Below are 16,900 nucleotides of genomic sequence, written 5' to 3'. Positions count from 1 at the left end.
GGGTCGAATACGCCTTGATCCCGCATCCGCGCCGACGCTGCCCCAGATCTGGGGCAGCTCGACAGGACGCGACAGCAGCACGGGAGGCGGCACCGCCGCCCCGCACGACACCGCGCGGGACGCCACGACACGGCCACCCCACCAACGCCACGGACCCCCGCTCGGAACGGCTCCGGCTCCAGCTCCAGCTCCGGCTCCAGCTCCAGCTCCAGCTCCAGCTCCAGCTCCAGCTCCAGCTCCAGCTCCAGCTCCAGCTCCGGGGACGGTGTGCCCTCTGCGGGCCGAGCGCGGGTCAGGGGTGGGTCGTGGGGTGGGCGGGGCGGGGCCAGTGCGGGCGGTCGGCGTCGCGCAGAGCGGCGGTGCGCAGGGCGGCGAGTTGGCGTTCCACCTCGACGAACTGGTCCGGCGCCAGCGGCCCCCGGCGCAGCGCGGCGGCGTTCTCCTCGACCTGGGCGACCGTACGGCAGCCGGGAATCGGGATGGTGCGACCGCTGCGCGCCCAGATCCAGCCCAGCGCGCCCTGGGCGAGGGTGCGCCCGTCGGCGGTCAGCGCGGCGCGGACCGCCCCGACCCGGCGCAGCCACTCGGGGGCGGGACGGCCGCCCCGGAACCACTCCAGCCAGCCCGGCGCCAACCCGCGCACGTCGTCGCGGGGCAACGTCGACGCGGCCGTGTACTTGCCGGTGAGCAGGCCCATCCCCAGCGGCCCCTGGTTGACGCTGGCCAGGTCGTACTTGTCGCAGACGGCGAGCAGCTCGGGTGCGTCGCGCAGCACCGACAGGGCGTGCTGCACGGCGGTGGCGCCGGAGGCCGCCTGTCCGAACGCGGCGGCCCGGTCCGGGCGGTCGGTGCTCCACCCGTACGCGCGGATCAGGCCCTCGGCGACCAGGTCCTCGCAGACGCCGATCAGCGCCTGCGCGCGAGGCACCGACAGGTCGGCCAGGTGCAGCTGGTAGAGGTCGATCCGGTCGGTGCCCAACCGGCGCAGCGACGCGGTCACGGCCCGCCGCAGGTATGCCGGTGACGCGTCCTCCCCGGTCGCCTGCCGGGTCGCCTCGTCGAACGTGTAGCCCCACTTGGTGGCGATCACGGCCTCGTCCCGACGGCCGGCGAGGGCCCGCCCCAGCACCCGCTCGCCGTGCCCCGCGCCGTACGTGTCGGCGGTGTCGAAGAGGGTGATGCCCTCGTCGAGCGCGCGGCGTACCGCCCGCACGGACTCGTCGTCGTCGACCGCGCCCCAGCCCAGCGGCTGGGTGCCCTCCGCCCAGGGACCGGCGATCGCCCAGCACCCCATGCCGAGGGCGCTGACCTCGATGCCGCTGCGCCCCAACATCCGTGTCGTCACTGCCATCGGCCGATCGTGCCACCTTCACCGGGCCGGGGCGTAGCAACTCCGCACGCGGAAACGCGTTACGCGCGCGTCGGGGCCGTACGGCATGATCGACGCCATGCGACGGCTGGGCGTGGACATCGGCGGTGTGCTCATCGAGCCGGCCGACGACGACGCCGACACCTCCTTCTTCGGCGCGCACTACCTGCGCACACCCATGGTCGACGGGGCGTTCGACGCGCTCGCGGCTCTCGGGCCGGCGTTCGACGAGGTGCGTCTCGTCTCCAAGTGCGGCGAGTCCACCGAGCGGCGGACCTGGGAGTGGCTGGCCCACCACGACTTCACGGCGCGCACCGGGATCCCCGTCGAGCGGGTGCACTTCTGCCGGACCCGGCCCGACAAGGCGCCGATCGCCCGGCAGCTCGAACTGACCCACTTCGTGGACGACAGGCTGGAGGTGCTCGGCTACCTCGACTCGGTGCCGCACCGCTACCTGTTCCGGCCCCGCCGGGCGGAGGTCGCCGCGCACGCCGCGTTGCTGCCGCTCGTACACCGGGTGGAGAGCTGGCCGGAGCTCGTCCCGCTGCTGCGCGCCGACTAGCCGGACCGGCGCGGACCCCGCGCGGACGGCGCGGTCAGGACGGCCAGGCCCGGGCGAGCAGGTCGCGGGTGTCGCCGAGCAGCTGGGGCAGCACCTTGGTGCGGCCGATCACCGGCATGAAGTTCGCGTCGCCGCCCCAGCGGGGCACCACGTGCTGGTGCAGGTGGGCGGCGATGCCGGCGCCGGCCACGCCGCCCTGGTTCATGCCGAGGTTGAAGCCGTGCGCGTTGCTGACCTTGCGGATCACCCGCATCGCGGTCTGGGTGTACGAGGCCAGCTCGACAGTCTCCGGCTCGTCGAGGTCGGTGTAGTCGGCGACGTGCCGGTAGGGGCAGACCAGCAGGTGCCCCGGGTTGTACGGGTAGAGGTTGAGCACGACGAAGACGCGCTCGCCGCGGGCGACCACCAGGCTCTCCTCGGTGGGCAGCCCGGGAGCCAGACAGAACGGGCAGCCGGTCGGCTTCTCGTAGCCCTCAGCGGGGCGGTCCTCGCCGGAAATGTAGGTCATCCGGTGCGGCGTCCAGAGCCGATCCAGGCCGTCCGCCATGCCGTCGCTGTCCGTGTGCCGCTCCGCCCCTGTCACGAGCCGATCCTACGGAGCCGCGTGGGCGGGCCGCGACACCCGTCACCGGGAAACTCCTTGCTGCAAGTTGTTGACGGATTGCCGCCCAGACCTGAAACTTCCATGCATTCAGGCACTTGAATCAATGGATGGAGAGCTTCATGATCCGACGACTCGGCAGGATCATCGCTGCGCTCGCGCTGGCCGCCGCCACCACGGTGACCGGGGTCACCCTCACCGCCAGCGCGGCGCACGCGGACGGCTGCTACACCTGGGGTCGCACCCTGTCCCAGGGGATGTCCGGCGAGGACGTCCGCCAACTCCAGATCCGCGTCGCCGGCTACCCCGGCTACGGCGCCGTGCTCACCATCGACGGCGCCTACGGCCCCGCCACCCGGTCCGCGGTGATCCGCTTCCAGCAGGCGTACGGGCTGGGCGCGGACGGGGTCGCCGGCCCGCAGACCTTCAACCGTCTGTACGCCCTCCAGGACGACGACTGCACACCCGTCAACTTCAGCTACGCCGAACTGAACAACTGCAACAGCACCTGGTCCGGCGGTGCGGTCGCGGCGAGCACCGCCCGCGCCAACGCCCTCGTCTCGATGTGGAAGCTCCAGGCCCTGCGGCACGCCCTCGGTGATGTGCCCATCGCGATCAGCAGCAGCTTTCGCAGCTACACCTGCAACAGCGCGGTCGGCGGGGCGTCGAACAGCCGCCACCTGTACGGCGACGCGGTGGACCTGGTCGGCTCACCGTCGTTCTGCCGGCTGGCCCAGCAGGCCCGCAACCACGGCTTCGGCCAGATCCTCGGCCCCGGCTACCCCGACCACAACGACCACACCCACGTCGCGGCGGTAGGCGGCTGGTCGGCACCCACCTGCGGCATCTGACAGCCACCGCGCCACGGTTCTGCCTGACGGCCAGTGCCGCAGGTCGCCCTGCGGGCGAGGCATCGAGCGTCCGCGCCGCTCATGATCGTGCTCGAACATGGATGTAGTGGCCTCCCTGCTGCGGGGAGGCCACTACATCCTGGATCGAGCGCGATCATGCTGCGCCAGGCGCAGGCGGCGGCTACTCCGCCGCTGCCGACGGGCCGATGTTCGTCCGGGAGGTCACCACGTCCAGGACGTGGGTGACCGCCTCGGCGATCGGCACGCCGTTGCGCTGGGAGCCGTCGCGGTAGCGGAAGGACACCGTGCCGGCGGCCACGTCGTCGTCGCCGGCGATCACCATGAACGGGATCTTCTGCTGCTGCGCCGTCCGGATTTTCTTCTGCATCCGGTCGTCACCCGCGTCCACCTGGGCCCGGATGCCCTCGGCCCGCAGCGCGGCGACGAAGCCGTGCAGGTAGTCGGTGTGATCCTCACGGATCGGGATGCCGATCACCTGCACCGGCGCCAGCCAGGCCGGGAACGCGCCCGCGTAGTGCTCGGTGAGCACCCCGAAGAACCGCTCGATCGACCCGAACAGCGCCCGGTGGATCATCACGGGCCGCTGGCGGGTGCCGTCGGCGGCCTGGTACTCCAACCCGAACCGCTCCGGCTGGTTGAAGTCGACCTGGAGGGTGGACAACTGCCAGGTCCGGCCGATCGCGTCCCGCGCCTGCACCGAGATCTTCGGCCCGTAGAACGCCGCGCCACCCGGGTCGGGCACCAGGTCGAGGCCGGAGGTCTCGGCGGCGGTCCGCAGCGCCTCGGTGGCCTCGGCCCAGTCCTCCTCGGCTCCGATGAACTTGGGCGAGTCGTCCCGGGTCGACAGCTCCAGGTAGAAGTCGTCCAGGCCGTAGTCGCGCAGCAGGTCCAGCACGAAGCTGAGCAGCGTGGTCAGCTCGCCGGCCATCTGCTCACGGGTGCAGTAGATGTGCGAGTCGTCCTGGGTCAGGCCGCGGACCCGGGTCAGGCCGTGCACGACGCCGGACTTCTCGTACCGGTAGACGGTGCCGAACTCGAACATCCGCAGCGGCAGCTCACGGTACGACCGCCCGCGCGCCCTGAAGATCAGGTTGTGCATCGGGCAGTTCATCGCCTTGAGGTAGTAGTCCGCGCCCTCCAACTGCATGGGCGGGAACATGGTGTCCGCGTAGTACGGCAGGTGACCGGAGGTCTGGAACAGCTGCGCCTTGGTGATGTGCGGGGTGTTGACGAACTCGTACCCCGCCTCCTCGTGCCGCCGCCGCGAGTACTGCTCCATCTCTCGGCGGATGATCCCGCCCTTGGGGTGGAAGACCGCCAGGCCCGAGCCGATCTCGTCGGGGAAGCTGAACAGGTCCAGGTCCGCACCGAGCTTGCGGTGGTCGCGCCGGGCGGCCTCCTCCAACAGCTTCAGGTACGCCTTGAGCTCGTCGCGGGTCGGCCACGCGGTGCCGTACACCCGCTGCAGTTGGGGGTTCTTCTCCGACCCGCGCCAGTACGCGGCGGCGGAGCGCATCAGCTTGAACGCGCCGATCAGTCGGGTGGTCGGCAGGTGCGGGCCGCGGCACAGGTCCGACCAGCAGACCTTGTCCTCCTTGGCGTCGAGGTTGTCGTAGATCGTCAGCTCGCCGCCGCCGACCTCCATCACCTCGTCGGTGTCCAGGCCCTCGCCCTTGACCTCGATCAACTCCAGCTTGAACGGCTCGTCGGCCAGTTCGGCGCGCGCCTCGTCGAGGCTGCCGAAGCGGCGGCGACGGAACCGCTGCCCGGACTTGATGATCTCCTGCATGCGCTTCTCGAGCTTGCTGAGGTCATCGGGCTGGAACGGCTTGGCGACGTCGAAGTCGTAGTAGAAGCCGTTCTCGATGGGCGGGCCGATGCCCAGCTTCGCCTCGGGGAAGACGTCCTGCACGGCCTGGGCGAGCACGTGCGCGGTGGAGTGGCGCAGCACGTTGAGCCCGTCGGGCGAATCCAGGCTGACCGGCTCGACCGTCGTCTCCTCGGTTGGCGCCCAGTCCAGGTCGCGCAGCTGACCCTGCGGGTCGCGGACCACGACGATCGCCTTGGGGCCGTTCGCGGGCAGTCCGGCCGCGGCCACCGCGTCGGCCGCCGTCGTCCCGGCGGCGACGACGACAGGGTCGGCCACGGCGGGGGTACGGGGTGCGGACACGGTGACTCCTCCAAGCAGTACGAAACGGTGCCGGTCCTCGGCTCCTGCCGATGCTATCGGTCCACCCCCTCCGGCTCGGGAAGGGCACCTTCCTCGCGTAAAGCGTTGAACCTTTCGCGCCTGCCAGCCGAACTAGAAGGTGTGGCCGGAAACCGGAGCCGGTCGCGTCGAGACGGATGGGGGCACGAGATGGCGAGCACGCACGGCGGAGGCCGCCCGCGGCGAATCGCGGCGGTGACCGCGCTGACCGCCGCGGGGCTGCTGCTCTGGCCCGGTACGGCGGCGCACGCCGCGGATGTGACGACCACCCCGACCGAGGCACGGCAGGGCGACGCCGTACGGCTGGAGTTCAGCGTGCCCGAGGAGCGCGCCGGCACGAAGACCACCCGGATCGAGGTCCGGTTGCCGGCCGACGCGCCGGTGGCCGAGGTCTACCCGATGTCTGTCGACGGCTGGGCGCCCAAGATCAGCTCCCGTACGCTCGACAAGCCGGTGACCGGCATCCACTCCTCCGGAGTGAGCACCGTGACGACTGCGGTGACCTGGGTCCGCGTCGGCGCGGGCACGTCCGGCCCGGCACAACTGGCCCTGTCGATGGGCCCGCTGCCGCAGGCCGAGCGGCTCACCTTCGAGGTCGTCCAGACCTACGCCGACGGCACGGTGGTCCGCTGGGCGGGCGCCGACGGTGCACACCCGGCCCCGGTGCTCAACCTGCTGCCGGCGGCGGCGGGCGCGGCTGGACCGGCGGGGCACGGCGGCCACGGCGCCCCGGCAGCCGGCGCGGCGACCGACCCCGGAGCCGGTGCGGACGGCGTCGGCGGTGCTGGTCGTGACGGCGCCGCGGTGGCCGGAGCGGACGGGGCGGGCGAGAAGTCCGGCAGCGCCGACGCCATGTTGGCTGCCGGCCTGTTGGCGGGGCTGGGCGGCGGCGCGGCGATCGGCTGGCTGGTGAGCCGGTTACGTCGGCGCGACCCGGCCGAGGATGCAGCGCTGGCCGAGGTGACCGGCGCGACGGGGACCGAGACGGTGACGCCAGCGTCGCCGCCGGACGGCACGGACGCGTCCACGGCGACGACACCCGCCGCGGAACTGGCCTCGGCAGCGACTCCGGCCCGCACCGGCTGAGGCAGCCACACCTCCCGCAGCCGGCTGCGGTCAGTCCTCGCCAACGTCAAGATCATCGCAGGGGCACGGGCGGCAGCACTGCCCCGCAGGCGGGCCATGCCCCAGCCCGCGCCCAGGGCCCTCCATGCGTCCTTTGCTCTGCTTCAACCCACGCAACACCCACGCCCCCGAACTGTTGCGTGGGTTGAAGCAGAGCAAAGGTGACGTGACACCCCCTCCCGGCGGGCTCTGAGCGCAGCCCGTGAGGCAGGACAGCCCGTGAGGCAGGACAGCCCGTGAGGCAGGACAGCCCGTGAGGCAGGACAGCCCGTGAGGCAGGACAGCCCGTGAGGCAGGACAGCCCGTGGCAGGACAGCCCGTGAGGCAGTACAGCCGAGCCTCAGGACACCGGACCCCGGGCAGTCAGGGACACCACGCAGCCAGGACACCCGGCCAGGACCGGGCAGCGGTCAGGGCAGCCAGGCGGGTAGCGGTTCGCGGGCGGCCAGCCACGCCTCGGGCACCCCACCCGGCGTGCCGACGCCCGTGTACGCGGCCACCACCGCCCCGGTGATGGCGGCCGTGGTGTCCACGTCACCGCCGGCCCGCACGCAGACGCGGATGGCCTCCGGGTAGTCGTCGAGGTGGGTGGCGGCCACCCAGAGCGTGAACGCGACGGTGTCCTGGGCCGTGACGCGGGTGCCGTTGCCGAGCGCCGCCACCACCCGCGACAGTGGCCGGCCGAGCAGCCCGACGGCGCGGTGCACGCCGCGGTGCACCTCGGTGCCCGGGTCGACCGCGGCGGCGATCCCGGCCAGCAGTCGGGCCGGCGCCGGTCGGTGTCCGTCGAGGCGGGCCCGGGCGGCGAGCCCGGCGGCGACCGCCACCGCGACCGCCCCGGCGATTCCCTCGGGATGCGCGTGGGTCACCTCGGCCGAGGCGCGGGCCTGCGCGGCGGCGCGGGCGGTGGAGTCGGCGAAGTACGCGCCCAGCGGACCCACCCGCATCGCCGCGCCGTTGCCGCAGGAGCCCTGCCCGTCGAATGCGGAGGCGGCGGCCACCGGCCACGGGGTGCCGGTGCGGATCAGCCGCAGGATCAGCATCGCGCCGGGACCGTACCCGCGCCGGGCGTCGCAGCGCTGCGCGAACGCCAGTGCCAGCCGGTCGCGGTCGATGCCGCCCGTCGCGACCAGCTCCGCGACCACCGAACAGGCCATCTCGGTGTCGTCGGTCCACTCCCAGGGCGCGGGCGGCAGCGTGCCGTCGGCAAGGTCCTCCGGCGGCCCCGGCAGGAAGAACCGCGCCCCGAGCGCGTCGCCGGTGGAGAGGCCGGCGAGGCTGTCCCGGGCGAGCGCCAGGCGGGCGTCGGCGAACAGGGTGAAGGACATCGTCGTACCAGCTTGCCCGGTTCCCAGGCACGTCGCAACGCGATCAACTTGCCAGGCCAAGTACGGTCTTGTCGTGGCCTCCGTGCTCCTGGTCGAAGACGATCACGTCGTACGCGGCGCGATGCTGCGGTCCCTCGCTGACCGGGGGCATGCCGTGCACGCCGTGGGCACCGCCCTGGACGCGTTGCGCCGAGTCGCCGCGGAGACACCCGATCTGGTGGTGCTGGACCTCGGCCTGCCCGATCTGGACGGTTCCGACGCCCTGCGGATGCTGCGCGGCATCACCGACGTCCCGATCATCATCGCCACGGCCCGCGACGACGAGCAGTCGGTGGTCAAGCTGCTGCGCGCCGGGGCGGACGACTACATGGTCAAGCCGTTCACGGGCGCGCACCTGGACGCCCGCATCACCACGGTGCTGCGGCGTGCCGGGCGGGCCAGCCGGACGGTGCAGCCCGCGGTGCACACAGTCGGCGGCCTGCGGGTCGACGTCGGTGAGCGCAGCGCCCAGCTCGACGGCGAGCCGCTGGCGCTGACCCGTAAGGAATTCGACCTGCTGGCGTATCTCGCCGCACGACCCGGGCGGGTAGTGTCCCGCCGGGAACTCTTGGAGGAGGTATGGCGGCAGCCATCGGTCGGCGAGGATCAGACCATCGACGTACACCTGTACTGGCTCCGCCGAAAGATGGGCGAGTCCGCGGCGAAGCCGCGCTACCTGCGCACCGTGCGGGGGGTCGGGTTCCGGCTGGTGGCACCGGACTGAGGACGGCGCTGGCCCTGCTCACGGCCGGCATGTGCAGCCTCGTCGCGCTCGCGTTCCTGATCCCTCTCGGGTTGAGCCTGCGCGGGCAGACGCGCGAGGAGGCGATCGCCGACGCGGCTCGACGCAGCGCGCTGGTCACCGGGGCGCTGGCGGTGAGCACGGACCCGGCGGTGGTGGAACGCGCCGTCGTGGCCAGCGGTGAGGGCGCGTCGACCCGGCCGGTGGTGCACGGGCTGGGGTTGGACGAGTCCGCCGGCCGCGCGAGTGGCAGCGACCTGGACCGGGCCCGCGCCGAGCGGCGCTCGCTGGTCACCGACGTCGACGGCGGGGTGGTCCGGCTCGACCCGGTGCTCCTCGGCGACCGGACGGCAGTGGTCGAGGTGTTCGTGCCGGACTCGACGTTGGGCGAGGGCGCCGGCGGCACCTGGCTGTTGCTGTTCGGGGTGGGCGCGGCGATGGCCGGCGCGGCGGTGCTGGTGGTCGACCGGGTGGCCGCCCGCGCGGTGGACGCCACCCGAGGTCTGGTCAAGGCCGCCCTGTCGATCGGCGACGGCGACTTGGGCGTACGCGTGGAGCCGACCGGCCCCCGTGAGCTGGCGGAGGCCGGGTACGCCTTCAACCGGATGGCGGACCGGCTGGACGCGGCGCGCACCGATGAGCGGGAGCTGGTGGCCGACCTGTCACACCGGCTGCGGACGCCGTTGACAGTGCTCCGGCTGGACGCGGAGGCGCTGGAGTCCGACGACACCAGCGTGGGCTCGTTCAGCCCGGCGGAGCTGGACCGGCTGCGGGGCATCCGGCGGATCCGGCAGGCGATCGTCACCCTCGAAGGTGAGATCGACGTGCTGATCAAGACCACCCGCAAGGCGGTGGCCCACGAGGCCGGCCCGGCCATGTGCGACGTCAGCGAGGTCGTCCGGGACCGGATGGTGTTCTGGGCGGCGCTCGCCGGTGACCAGAACCGGCCCCACCGGGTCAACGGCGCCCAGCTGCGCATCCCCGCGCCCGTGCCGCGCGCCGAGCTGGCCGCCGCGCTGGACGCGGTGATCGGCAACGTCTTCCGCTACACCCCGCAGGGAACGGCGTTCGAGGTGGCGGTGTCCCGCCGCGACGGGTATGTCGCGATCCGGATCGACGACGCCGGCCCGGGCATTGCCAACCCGGACCGGGCGCTGCGGAGGGGCACCAGCGACCAGGGCTCCACCGGGCTCGGCCTGGACATCGCCAAGCGGGTGGCGTTGCAGGCCAACGGTTCGGTCAGCATCGACCGGGCCCGGCTGGGCGGCGCCAGCGTGGTGATGCTGCTCGCCGATCCGGAGGCGACGCCCCGGCAGGTCAACCGGTTCGGCCTCGTGGGTCGGATGGCGCGGGACGCCCGGGACCAGAAGACGACCGGCCGTCGCTGGCCCCGGCAGCGCCCCACCGACGACTGAGCGCCCCCGTGCCGGGCGACTGTCCATCGTCGACCGATCGGCCGACGGGGGCGCTCCGATCGGCTGAGCGGACCGGGGCTGTGCGGTGGCGCAAGTCTTCCTTAGATCGCGGTTAACGACTGCGGTCAGAGGCTTGCGGGCTGACAGGATCAGAGCACGAACCCACCAGTTCCACCGGCCAGCGCACCGCGCACCCACACCGGCCGGTGGAGCCGCGCGCGCGGCGGGAGTCTCAGGTCCCCCCACACCCACGCTCCCGCCGCGCGCCCCGCTCACCCGAGCGGCCCGGCCCGATCGGCGTCAGCCGGCGCTGGCGAGGTACGCGTCGATCTCGGCGGTGATCCGCTGCTTGCCGGCCGGGTCCAGGAAGGACGCGGTCACCGCGTTGCGGGCCAGTGCGGCAAGCTCCCCCGGGTCCGCCCCGAGCAGCCGGGCGGCCACCGCGTACTCGTCGTTGAGTGTGGTGCCGAACATCGGCGGGTCGTCGGAGTTGATGGTGACGAGCAGCCCGGCCTCGACCAGCCGGGGCAGCGGGTGCTCGTCGAGGTTGGCCACGGCCCGGGTCCGTACGTTGGACGTCGGGCAGATCTCCATGCCGATCTGCCGCTCGGCCAGGTGCGCGAGCAGCTCCGGGTCCTGGGCTGCGGAGATGCCGTGGCCGATCCGCTCGGCGCCCAGCTCGTTCAGCGCGTCCCAGACGGTCTGCGGGCCGGTGGTCTCGCCCGCGTGCGGCACCGAGTGGAGCCCGGCGGCGCGGGCCTGGTCGAAGAAGGGCCGGAACTGCGGCCGGGGCACGCCGATCTCGGGGCCGCCCAGACCGAAGCTGATGAGCCCGTCGGGGCGCTCGTCGAGCGCGATGCGCAGCGTCTCCTCGGCCGCCGGCAGGCCGGCCTCGCCGGGGATGTCGAAACACCAGCGCAGTTCGAGGCCGAAGTCGGCGGCGGCGCGCTTGCGGGCGTCCTCGATCGCCTCGCAGAACGCCGGCGCGGGGATGCCCCGGCGTACGTGCGAGTACGGGGTGATGGTCAGCTCCGCGTAGCGGACCTGCTGGCGGGCCAGCTCCCGGGCCACCTCGTGGGTGAGGAGCCAGACGTCCTCCGGGTCGCGGATGAGGTCGACGACGCTCAGGTAGACCTCGACGAAGTGGGCGAAGTCGCGGAACTCGAAGTAGCTGGCGAGGGCCGCCGGGTCGGCCGGGACGGGCGAGCGACCCTCGTGCCGGGCGGCCAGCTCGGCGACGATGTGGGGGGAGGCGGAGCCGACGTGGTGCACGTGCAGCTCCACCTTGGGCAGGCCGGCGATGAAGGTGGTCAGGTCGGTCACGAGTTCTCCTGGGCATGAGCGCCGGTGCGGGCGACGACGAAGACGCGGCGGAACGGGAAGGACACCTGGCCGTGCCGCACCGGGTACGCGGCGGCGAGCCGTACGCCCAGCTCGGCCCGGAAGGCCGACCAGCCGGCCGCGTCCAGGGCGGCCCGGACGGGGCGCAGCGCGGTGCCCTCCATCCAGGCCAGCACCGGGTGGTCGGCGGCGGGTTCGGCCGGCAGCAGATGCACGTACGTAGTCTCCCAGGCGTCCACCGCGCAGCCGGCGGCGGTCAGCAGCTCAGCGTAGTCGGCCGGGTCGTCGACCGGGTGGGCGCGCAGTAGCGACGCCAGCTCGGCACGCCAGGCGGGGCGGCCGGCGACCTCGCGCAGCGCCCGGTGCGACGGGGCGTCGAAGTTGCCGGGGACCTGCATGGCGAGCCAGGCGCCGGCGGGTAGGTCGGCGGCCCAGTGGCGCAGCAGCTCCTGGTGGCCGGGCACCCACTGCAGGGCCGCGTTGGTGACCACCACGTCCTCGTCGCCGGCCGGGCGCCAGTTCCGCAGGTCGGCGACGGCGAACTCGACAGGTGTCGGCAGGGCCCGCGCCCGGTCGATCATCTCCGGCGCGGAGTCGAGGCCGACGACCCGGGCGTCCGGCCAGCGCTCGGCGAGGGTCGCGGTGAGTTGGCCGGGGCCGCAGCCGAGGTCGACCACCGTGCGGGGCCGGACGGCCGGGACCCGGGCCAGCAGGTCGTAGAACGGCCGGGAGCGCTCGTCGCCGTAGCGCAGGTACGTCGTCGGATCCCACATCTCCGCCTCCAAACCGTACGTCCGTCTTGTTTACGGTACGGCTCGCGTGGCAGGCCGGCAACCCGATCACTAGGCTCGGGGGTATGGAACAGCGCAGCTTCAACCGGCTCGGCCGGACCGTCGGAGTGGTTGGCCTGGGCGCCTGGCAGCTCGGCGCCGACTGGGGCACGGTCAGCGAGGCCGACGCCATGGGCGTGCTCGACGCCGCCGTGGACGCCGGAGTCACCCTTCTGGACACCGCCGACGTGTACGGCGACGGCCGCAGCGAGCAGTTGATCGGCCGCTTCCTGCGCTCCCGGCCCGACGCCGGCCTGACCGTCGCCACCAAGATGGGGCGGCGCGTCGAGCAGCGGCCGGAGGCGTACACCCTGGCCAACTTCCGGCAGTGGACCGACAGGTCCCGGGCCAACCTCGGCCTGGACACCCTGGACCTGGTCCAGCTGCACTGCCCGCCGACCGCCGTCTTCGCCGACGACACCGTCTTCGACGCCCTGGACACCCTCGTCGCCGAGAAGGCCATCGCGGGGTACGGGGTCAGCGTGGAGACCTGCGACCAGGCGCTCACTGCCATCGCCCGGCCCGGCGTGGCCAGCGTCCAGATCATCCTCAACGCCGTCCGGCACAAGCCGTTGGAGCAGGTGCTGCCGGCGGCCGCGCAGGCCGGGGTCGGCATCATCGCCCGGGTGCCGCTGGCCAGCGGTCTGCTCTCCGGCCGCTACGACGAGAACACCCAGTTCCCGGCCGACGACCACCGCAACTTCAACCGCCAGGGCGCGGCGTTCGACGTCGGCGAGACGTTCTCCGGCGTCGACTACGCGCAGGGGCTCGCGGCCGTGCGCCGGCTCGCGCCGCTCGTCGACGCCGACCGCACGATGGCGCAGTTCGCGCTGCGGTGGGTGCTGGACCAGGCCGGTGTCACAGTCGTCATCCCCGGCGCCCGCGACGCCGAGCAGGCCCGGCGCAACGCCGCGGCGGCCGACCTGCCGCCCCTCACGGCCGCGCAGCTCGCCGGGGTACGCGAGGTCTACGACGAGCTGATCCGCCCGCAGGTGCACGACCGGTGGTGAACCGCCCACCCCTGGTGCTCGCGTCGCACCGCCGCGACGGCGATGCTGGGGGCCTCGGGCGGTGTGCCGCCCGATCTCCGAAGGAGGGCGCGCGATGAGGGGTTGGCTGACGCTCACCCTCGGCCTGCTGGCCGTGGTGATCGGTGCGGTGTGGACGGTGCAGGGCCTCGGCTACGTCGGCGGCAGCGCGATGACCGACGAGCGGCTCTGGGCGGTGATCGGCCCGATCGTGGCCCTGGCCGGGTTGGTCGTGCTCTGGCTGGGCCTGCGCTCGCGCCGTCGACTCTGACGACTGAATGTGGGAAGCCCCGCATCCCGGAAGGGATACGGGGCTTCATCGCAACGACCCCTGGCCGGGTCGTCCACTGACCGGCGGGGGCCGGCCACCCTCGTCAGAGGGGACGGACCTGCTCGGCCTGCGGGCCCTTCTGACCCTGGGCGATCTCGAACTCCACTCGCTGGTTCTCCTCCAGCGTGCGGTAGCCGCTGGACTGGATGGCCGAGAAGTGGACGAACACGTCAGCACCCCCGCCGTCGACGGTGATGAAGCCGAAGCCCTTGTCAGCGTTGAACCACTTCACGGTTCCCTGCGCCATGTGTATCTCCTTCTAAAACTGGCGGCCGTGCACGCCGTGCGGCCGATTGGCCGTTTTCGAGCAGCGGCGTCTGAGGCGGCCCCCACGAAGGGAACTTCTCTCAACCCACGCCATCTCGCAACAGCGTGGAACAGCAAATCACGTACGCAAAAAGTCTGCACGACCTGTCCGACGAATTTCTCCGACATGTGACCTGACGGATGCCCGAGATCGCTGGGCGGCGTGCGGAGCCATGCGAAAGGCCCCCTTCCCGTCGATGGGGAAGGGGGCCCGACGTCGATGTCGGTCAGTCCGGCCAGTGGCCGGTCATCCGGCGGACGCCAACCGCTCCACCCCGGTCCACTGCGGCCCGGACCACCGCGAAGATGGCCCCCTGCAACGCCGCGGCGGCCAGGATCTCGCCCCAACGGCGGTCCTCGTCGGTGGCGTTGGGCGCCTCGCCGTCGCCCGCCGTGACCTTCCAGACCTGCCGGAAGATCGCGCCGGCCACCGTACCCGCGGCGATACCCAACAACACGCCGACCGGCCGGTACGCGACCCTGCCGATGCTCTTGCTCACCTACGCCTCCCCCGCACGATCATCAGAACCACCACGGTGGCCACCGCGCCGGCGGCGATCGCCGCCCACGGCACCGGGTTGCGTCGTACCAGCTCGCTCTTCTCGCGGACCAGGCCGCCCTTGTCGTACGCCTGGGCGCGTGCCATCCCCGCGCCGCGGGCGGCCTGCCCGCGGACCCGGGCCATGGTCTGCGCCGCCTGCTCGCGCATCCGCTCCCGCGCCTGGTCGGCGGACTCCTTCAGGCGGGCCTTGACGTCCGCCTTGGCGGCCAGCGCCTCCATCGTCTCGCCCAGCTCGACCCGGGTGCGGCGGATCTCCTCGCGCAGGGCCTCGGTGTCGCCCGTCCCGTTGCCCGTCATGCCCGACCCCTGTCCTTCACCGCGGCGGCGACGGTGTCCACATCAGCCCGGAGGCTGCGGACCGCTGCCGCCGGCATCGGCGGGACCGCACGACTGACCTGATTCTTTCCCACCAGCGCGAGAATGCCGGCAACCAGGAAGAGAGCCACCGCGACGATCAGGGCGGCGGCCCAGGCGGGCAGCACCAGGTCGAGCAGCAGGATCGCCGTGACGACCAGCGCGCCCAGGCCGTAGAACGCCAGCGCGCCGCCGCCGCCGAACAGGCCGATCCCGATGCCGGCGTGCTTGCCCTTCTGGGTCAACTCCGCCCGGGCCAGCGCCAGTTCGTCCCGTACCAGACGGGAGACCTGTTCGGTGGCCCGCTGCACCAGCTCGGCGGTGGAGGGCTCGCTCCCATTGCGGGATGTGCGGGCATTTGCCACGTCAGCCATGCTGTCCTCCTTTCCTCATCACCGCGCTGTATGCCCGGAGTTGCCGCCCGTCAATCCTAGAGCGCCCCGGGTCGGCGACAGTTCCTGTTGTCCGGTTGCCGCGCCGATCGCCGACAGAGATGCCCGGCAGCAGGTCCCCCGCCAACGCCAACCCAAACCTCCCCACCCACCCCCCTTTGACGGTGATCAAGAGGTTTGCGTCAGGAGTGGCACCTTTACTGACGCAAACCTCTTGATCACCGGAAGGGGTCAGCGGTGGGCGGGCAGCGGGTGGGGGGTCAGCGGGACGGGGTGGCGGGAGTGGGACTGGGGGTGGGGGTCTCGTCGGGGCCGACGAAGGCTTCGCTGCGGGCGTCGCCGTCGTCGCTTCCGCCGAAGACGCGCGCGTCGTCGGGGGCCTCGGTGCCGCCCGGACGTCGGGTCGGCCGCCGGGGCTGCACCCACTGCCACGGCAGGTTGCTGCTGGCGTCGCCCAGCTCGGTACGCATCCGCGGCATCGCGGTGGGCCGGTTGTCCCGGATCCAGGCAACCAGGTGCTCGCGGACGAGGCAGCGCAGGTCCCACAGGCTGCCCGCGTCGGCGGCGCTGACCAGCGCGCGCACCCTTACCGTCCCGCCGGTGGCGTCGGTGACCTGCAGGACGCAGACCCGGCCGTCCCACAGCTCGGTGCCCTCGACCAGCCGGCGCAGCTCCTCCCGCATGGTCTGCACCGGCACGGCCCAGTCGACGTCGAACTCGGCGGTGCCGAGCACTGCCGCCTCGGTCCGGGTCCAGTTCTGGAAGGGCTTGCTGGTGAAGTACGAGGTGGGCAGGATCAGCCGCCGGTCGTCCCAGATCTGGACCACCACGTAGCTCAGGGTCAGCTCCTCGATCCGGCCCCACTCCCCCTCGACGACCACCACGTCGTCGAGGCGGACCGCGTCGCTGAAGGCGAGTTGCAGCCCGGCGAAGACGTTGCCGAGCAGGCTCTGGGCGGCCAGCGCGGCCACCACACCGACCACACCGGCGGAGGTCAGCACGCCGGCGCCGATGCCGCGCACGCTCGGGAACGTCATCAGCATCACGCCGACGGTCAGGATGACGATCACCGCGATGGTCAGCCGCCGCAGCATCACCACCTGGGTCCGCACCCGTCGGGCGTGCCGGTTGTTCGGCACGTCGACGCGGAACCGGGCGAGCGCGGTGTCCTCCACGACGACGAGCAACGCCGCCACCAGCCAGGCCGCGCTGGCGATCACGCAGAGCACCAGCAGGTGCAGCAGCAGCCGCCGCCAGCTCTCACCGACGGCGTACCCGGTGCTGAAGCGGACGGCGAACTGCACCGCGAGCACCGTGGCGGCGACCTGGAACGGGCGGTGCGCGTGGTCGGTCAACTCGGTCATCAACAGCGAGCGCCGACCGAACCGTCGGGTGAGCCGGTGGATGACCTCGACCAGGAAAAGGGCGACCGCCGCCGCGGCGAGCGCGGCGACGGCCGTTTCGAGATAGCTCTGCACGAGTGGGGCGCTTCCC

General features: G+C 72.7%; 18 protein-coding genes. 7 read left to right on the top strand and 11 right to left on the bottom strand.

The window, feature by feature from the left end; genetic code table 11:
- Positions 1 to 292: 292 nt before the first annotated feature.
- Positions 293 to 1,351: an aldo/keto reductase gene (locus AB0B97_RS27025; protein WP_357497526.1), complete on the bottom strand. Its 1,059-nt coding sequence runs from the start codon at positions 1,349 to 1,351 to the stop codon at positions 293 to 295.
- A gap of 97 nt (positions 1,352 to 1,448) precedes the next feature.
- On the opposite strand from AB0B97_RS27025, the gene AB0B97_RS27020 reads away from it, so the two are divergent.
- The gene (locus tag AB0B97_RS27020) at positions 1,449 to 1,931 is read left to right on the top strand and encodes a hypothetical protein (RefSeq protein ID WP_357497524.1); all 483 of its coding nucleotides are present in this window, start codon (positions 1,449 to 1,451) and stop codon (positions 1,929 to 1,931) included.
- A gap of 34 nt (positions 1,932 to 1,965) precedes the next feature.
- Here AB0B97_RS27020 and AB0B97_RS27015 read toward each other — a convergent pair whose 3' ends face one another.
- Complete coding sequence (locus AB0B97_RS27015; protein ID WP_357497809.1) at positions 1,966 to 2,478, bottom strand: HIT domain-containing protein; 513 nt, start codon at positions 2,476 to 2,478, stop codon at positions 1,966 to 1,968.
- Between the two features lie 176 nt (positions 2,479 to 2,654).
- On the opposite strand from AB0B97_RS27015, the gene AB0B97_RS27010 reads away from it, so the two are divergent.
- Positions 2,655 to 3,383: a D-Ala-D-Ala carboxypeptidase family metallohydrolase gene (locus AB0B97_RS27010; RefSeq protein ID WP_357497522.1), complete on the top strand. Its 729-nt coding sequence runs from the start codon at positions 2,655 to 2,657 to the stop codon at positions 3,381 to 3,383.
- A 181-nt stretch (positions 3,384 to 3,564) separates the two neighbouring features.
- Here AB0B97_RS27010 and thrS read toward each other — a convergent pair whose 3' ends face one another.
- Positions 3,565 to 5,574, bottom strand: coding sequence for a threonine--tRNA ligase (thrS, locus tag AB0B97_RS27005; protein ID WP_357497520.1), 2,010 nt, complete (start codon positions 5,572 to 5,574; stop codon positions 3,565 to 3,567).
- A 234-nt stretch (positions 5,575 to 5,808) separates the two neighbouring features.
- On the opposite strand from thrS, the gene AB0B97_RS27000 reads away from it, so the two are divergent.
- Complete coding sequence (locus AB0B97_RS27000) at positions 5,809 to 6,699, top strand: DUF1775 domain-containing protein (RefSeq protein WP_357497518.1); 891 nt, start codon at positions 5,809 to 5,811, stop codon at positions 6,697 to 6,699.
- A gap of 449 nt (positions 6,700 to 7,148) precedes the next feature.
- Here the strand turns inward: AB0B97_RS27000 and AB0B97_RS26995 are convergent, their stop codons facing one another.
- Complete coding sequence (locus tag AB0B97_RS26995; protein WP_357497516.1) at positions 7,149 to 8,066, bottom strand: ADP-ribosylglycohydrolase family protein; 918 nt, start codon at positions 8,064 to 8,066, stop codon at positions 7,149 to 7,151.
- A gap of 73 nt (positions 8,067 to 8,139) precedes the next feature.
- On the opposite strand from AB0B97_RS26995, the gene AB0B97_RS26990 reads away from it, so the two are divergent.
- Together AB0B97_RS26990 and AB0B97_RS26985 are read left to right on the top strand one after the other, a co-directional pair.
- The gene (locus AB0B97_RS26990) at positions 8,140 to 8,829 is read left to right on the top strand and encodes a response regulator transcription factor (RefSeq protein ID WP_007458139.1); all 690 of its coding nucleotides are present in this window, start codon (positions 8,140 to 8,142) and stop codon (positions 8,827 to 8,829) included.
- A 29-nt stretch (positions 8,830 to 8,858) separates the two neighbouring features.
- Positions 8,859 to 10,262 carry a HAMP domain-containing sensor histidine kinase gene (locus AB0B97_RS26985; RefSeq protein WP_357497513.1) on the top strand — a complete coding sequence of 468 codons (1,404 nt, stop codon included), beginning with the start codon at positions 8,859 to 8,861 and terminating at the stop codon, positions 10,260 to 10,262.
- A 300-nt stretch (positions 10,263 to 10,562) separates the two neighbouring features.
- Here AB0B97_RS26985 and AB0B97_RS26980 read toward each other — a convergent pair whose 3' ends face one another.
- Positions 10,563 to 11,585: an adenosine deaminase gene (locus AB0B97_RS26980; RefSeq protein ID WP_357497511.1), complete on the bottom strand. Its 1,023-nt coding sequence runs from the start codon at positions 11,583 to 11,585 to the stop codon at positions 10,563 to 10,565.
- Complete coding sequence (locus AB0B97_RS26975; RefSeq protein WP_357497509.1) at positions 11,582 to 12,376, bottom strand: trans-aconitate 2-methyltransferase; 795 nt, start codon at positions 12,374 to 12,376, stop codon at positions 11,582 to 11,584. Before AB0B97_RS26975 ends, AB0B97_RS26980 begins: the two co-directional genes overlap by 4 nt.
- Positions 12,377 to 12,459: 83 nt before the next feature.
- On the opposite strand from AB0B97_RS26975, the gene AB0B97_RS26970 reads away from it, so the two are divergent.
- Entirely contained in the window at positions 12,460 to 13,443 is a 984-nt protein-coding gene (locus AB0B97_RS26970; RefSeq protein ID WP_357497507.1) for an aldo/keto reductase, read from the top strand.
- A 94-nt stretch (positions 13,444 to 13,537) separates the two neighbouring features.
- Positions 13,538 to 13,732, top strand: a complete 195-nt coding sequence (locus AB0B97_RS26965; protein WP_234589346.1) for a hypothetical protein — start codon at positions 13,538 to 13,540, stop codon at positions 13,730 to 13,732.
- Between the two features lie 103 nt (positions 13,733 to 13,835).
- Here AB0B97_RS26965 and AB0B97_RS26960 read toward each other — a convergent pair whose 3' ends face one another.
- The 5 genes from AB0B97_RS26960 to AB0B97_RS26940 all read right to left on the bottom strand — a co-directional run bounded on the left by AB0B97_RS26960 (position 13,836) and on the right by AB0B97_RS26940 (position 16,884).
- Entirely contained in the window at positions 13,836 to 14,039 is a 204-nt protein-coding gene (locus AB0B97_RS26960; protein ID WP_013732668.1) for a cold-shock protein, read from the bottom strand.
- Positions 14,040 to 14,325: 286 nt separating this feature from the next.
- Positions 14,326 to 14,598 (bottom strand): DUF4235 domain-containing protein, encoded by a 273-nt coding sequence (locus AB0B97_RS26955; RefSeq protein WP_234589348.1) that lies wholly within the window; start codon positions 14,596 to 14,598, stop codon positions 14,326 to 14,328.
- Positions 14,595 to 14,957: a DUF3618 domain-containing protein gene (locus tag AB0B97_RS26950; RefSeq protein ID WP_357497504.1), complete on the bottom strand. Its 363-nt coding sequence runs from the start codon at positions 14,955 to 14,957 to the stop codon at positions 14,595 to 14,597. Before AB0B97_RS26950 ends, AB0B97_RS26955 begins: the two co-directional genes overlap by 4 nt.
- Positions 14,954 to 15,388, bottom strand: coding sequence for a phage holin family protein (locus tag AB0B97_RS26945; protein WP_234589353.1), 435 nt, complete (start codon positions 15,386 to 15,388; stop codon positions 14,954 to 14,956). The genes AB0B97_RS26950 and AB0B97_RS26945 overlap by 4 nt, the downstream gene beginning before the upstream one ends.
- A 278-nt stretch (positions 15,389 to 15,666) precedes the next feature.
- Positions 15,667 to 16,884 carry a mechanosensitive ion channel domain-containing protein gene (locus AB0B97_RS26940; protein WP_357497501.1) on the bottom strand — a complete coding sequence of 406 codons (1,218 nt, stop codon included), beginning with the start codon at positions 16,882 to 16,884 and terminating at the stop codon, positions 15,667 to 15,669.
- Positions 16,885 to 16,900 lie beyond the last annotated feature (16 nt).

It is taken from the genome of Micromonospora sp. NPDC049004, assembly GCF_040649315.1.
Classification (GTDB): Bacteria; Actinomycetota; Actinomycetes; order Mycobacteriales; family Micromonosporaceae; genus Micromonospora.
This window is presented reverse-complemented; position numbering and strand designations above follow the sequence as displayed.

Excerpts from the sequence above, each read along its gene's own strand:
- AB0B97_RS26985 (WP_357497513.1), top strand. The coding sequence starts at position 8,859 with ATGTGCAGCCTCGTCGCGCTCGCGTTCCTGATCCCTCTCGGGTTGAGC.
- AB0B97_RS26965 (WP_234589346.1), top strand. The coding sequence starts at position 13,538 with ATGAGGGGTTGGCTGACGCTCACCCTCGGCCTGCTGGCCGTGGTGATC.
- AB0B97_RS27010 (WP_357497522.1), top strand. The coding sequence starts at position 2,655 with ATGATCCGACGACTCGGCAGGATCATCGCTGCGCTCGCGCTGGCCGCC.
- AB0B97_RS26950 (WP_357497504.1), bottom strand. The coding sequence starts at position 14,957 with ATGACGGGCAACGGGACGGGCGACACCGAGGCCCTGCGCGAGGAGATC.
- AB0B97_RS26970 (WP_357497507.1), top strand. The coding sequence starts at position 12,460 with ATGGAACAGCGCAGCTTCAACCGGCTCGGCCGGACCGTCGGAGTGGTT.
- AB0B97_RS26995 (WP_357497516.1), bottom strand. The coding sequence starts at position 8,066 with ATGTCCTTCACCCTGTTCGCCGACGCCCGCCTGGCGCTCGCCCGGGAC.
- AB0B97_RS26945 (WP_234589353.1), bottom strand. The coding sequence starts at position 15,388 with ATGGCTGACGTGGCAAATGCCCGCACATCCCGCAATGGGAGCGAGCCC.
- AB0B97_RS26960 (WP_013732668.1), bottom strand. The coding sequence starts at position 14,039 with ATGGCGCAGGGAACCGTGAAGTGGTTCAACGCTGACAAGGGCTTCGGC.
- AB0B97_RS26975 (WP_357497509.1), bottom strand. The coding sequence starts at position 12,376 with ATGTGGGATCCGACGACGTACCTGCGCTACGGCGACGAGCGCTCCCGG.
- AB0B97_RS27015 (WP_357497809.1), bottom strand. The coding sequence starts at position 2,478 with ATGGCGGACGGCCTGGATCGGCTCTGGACGCCGCACCGGATGACCTAC.
- AB0B97_RS27025 (WP_357497526.1), bottom strand. The coding sequence starts at position 1,351 with ATGGCAGTGACGACACGGATGTTGGGGCGCAGCGGCATCGAGGTCAGC.
- AB0B97_RS27020 (WP_357497524.1), top strand. The coding sequence starts at position 1,449 with ATGCGACGGCTGGGCGTGGACATCGGCGGTGTGCTCATCGAGCCGGCC.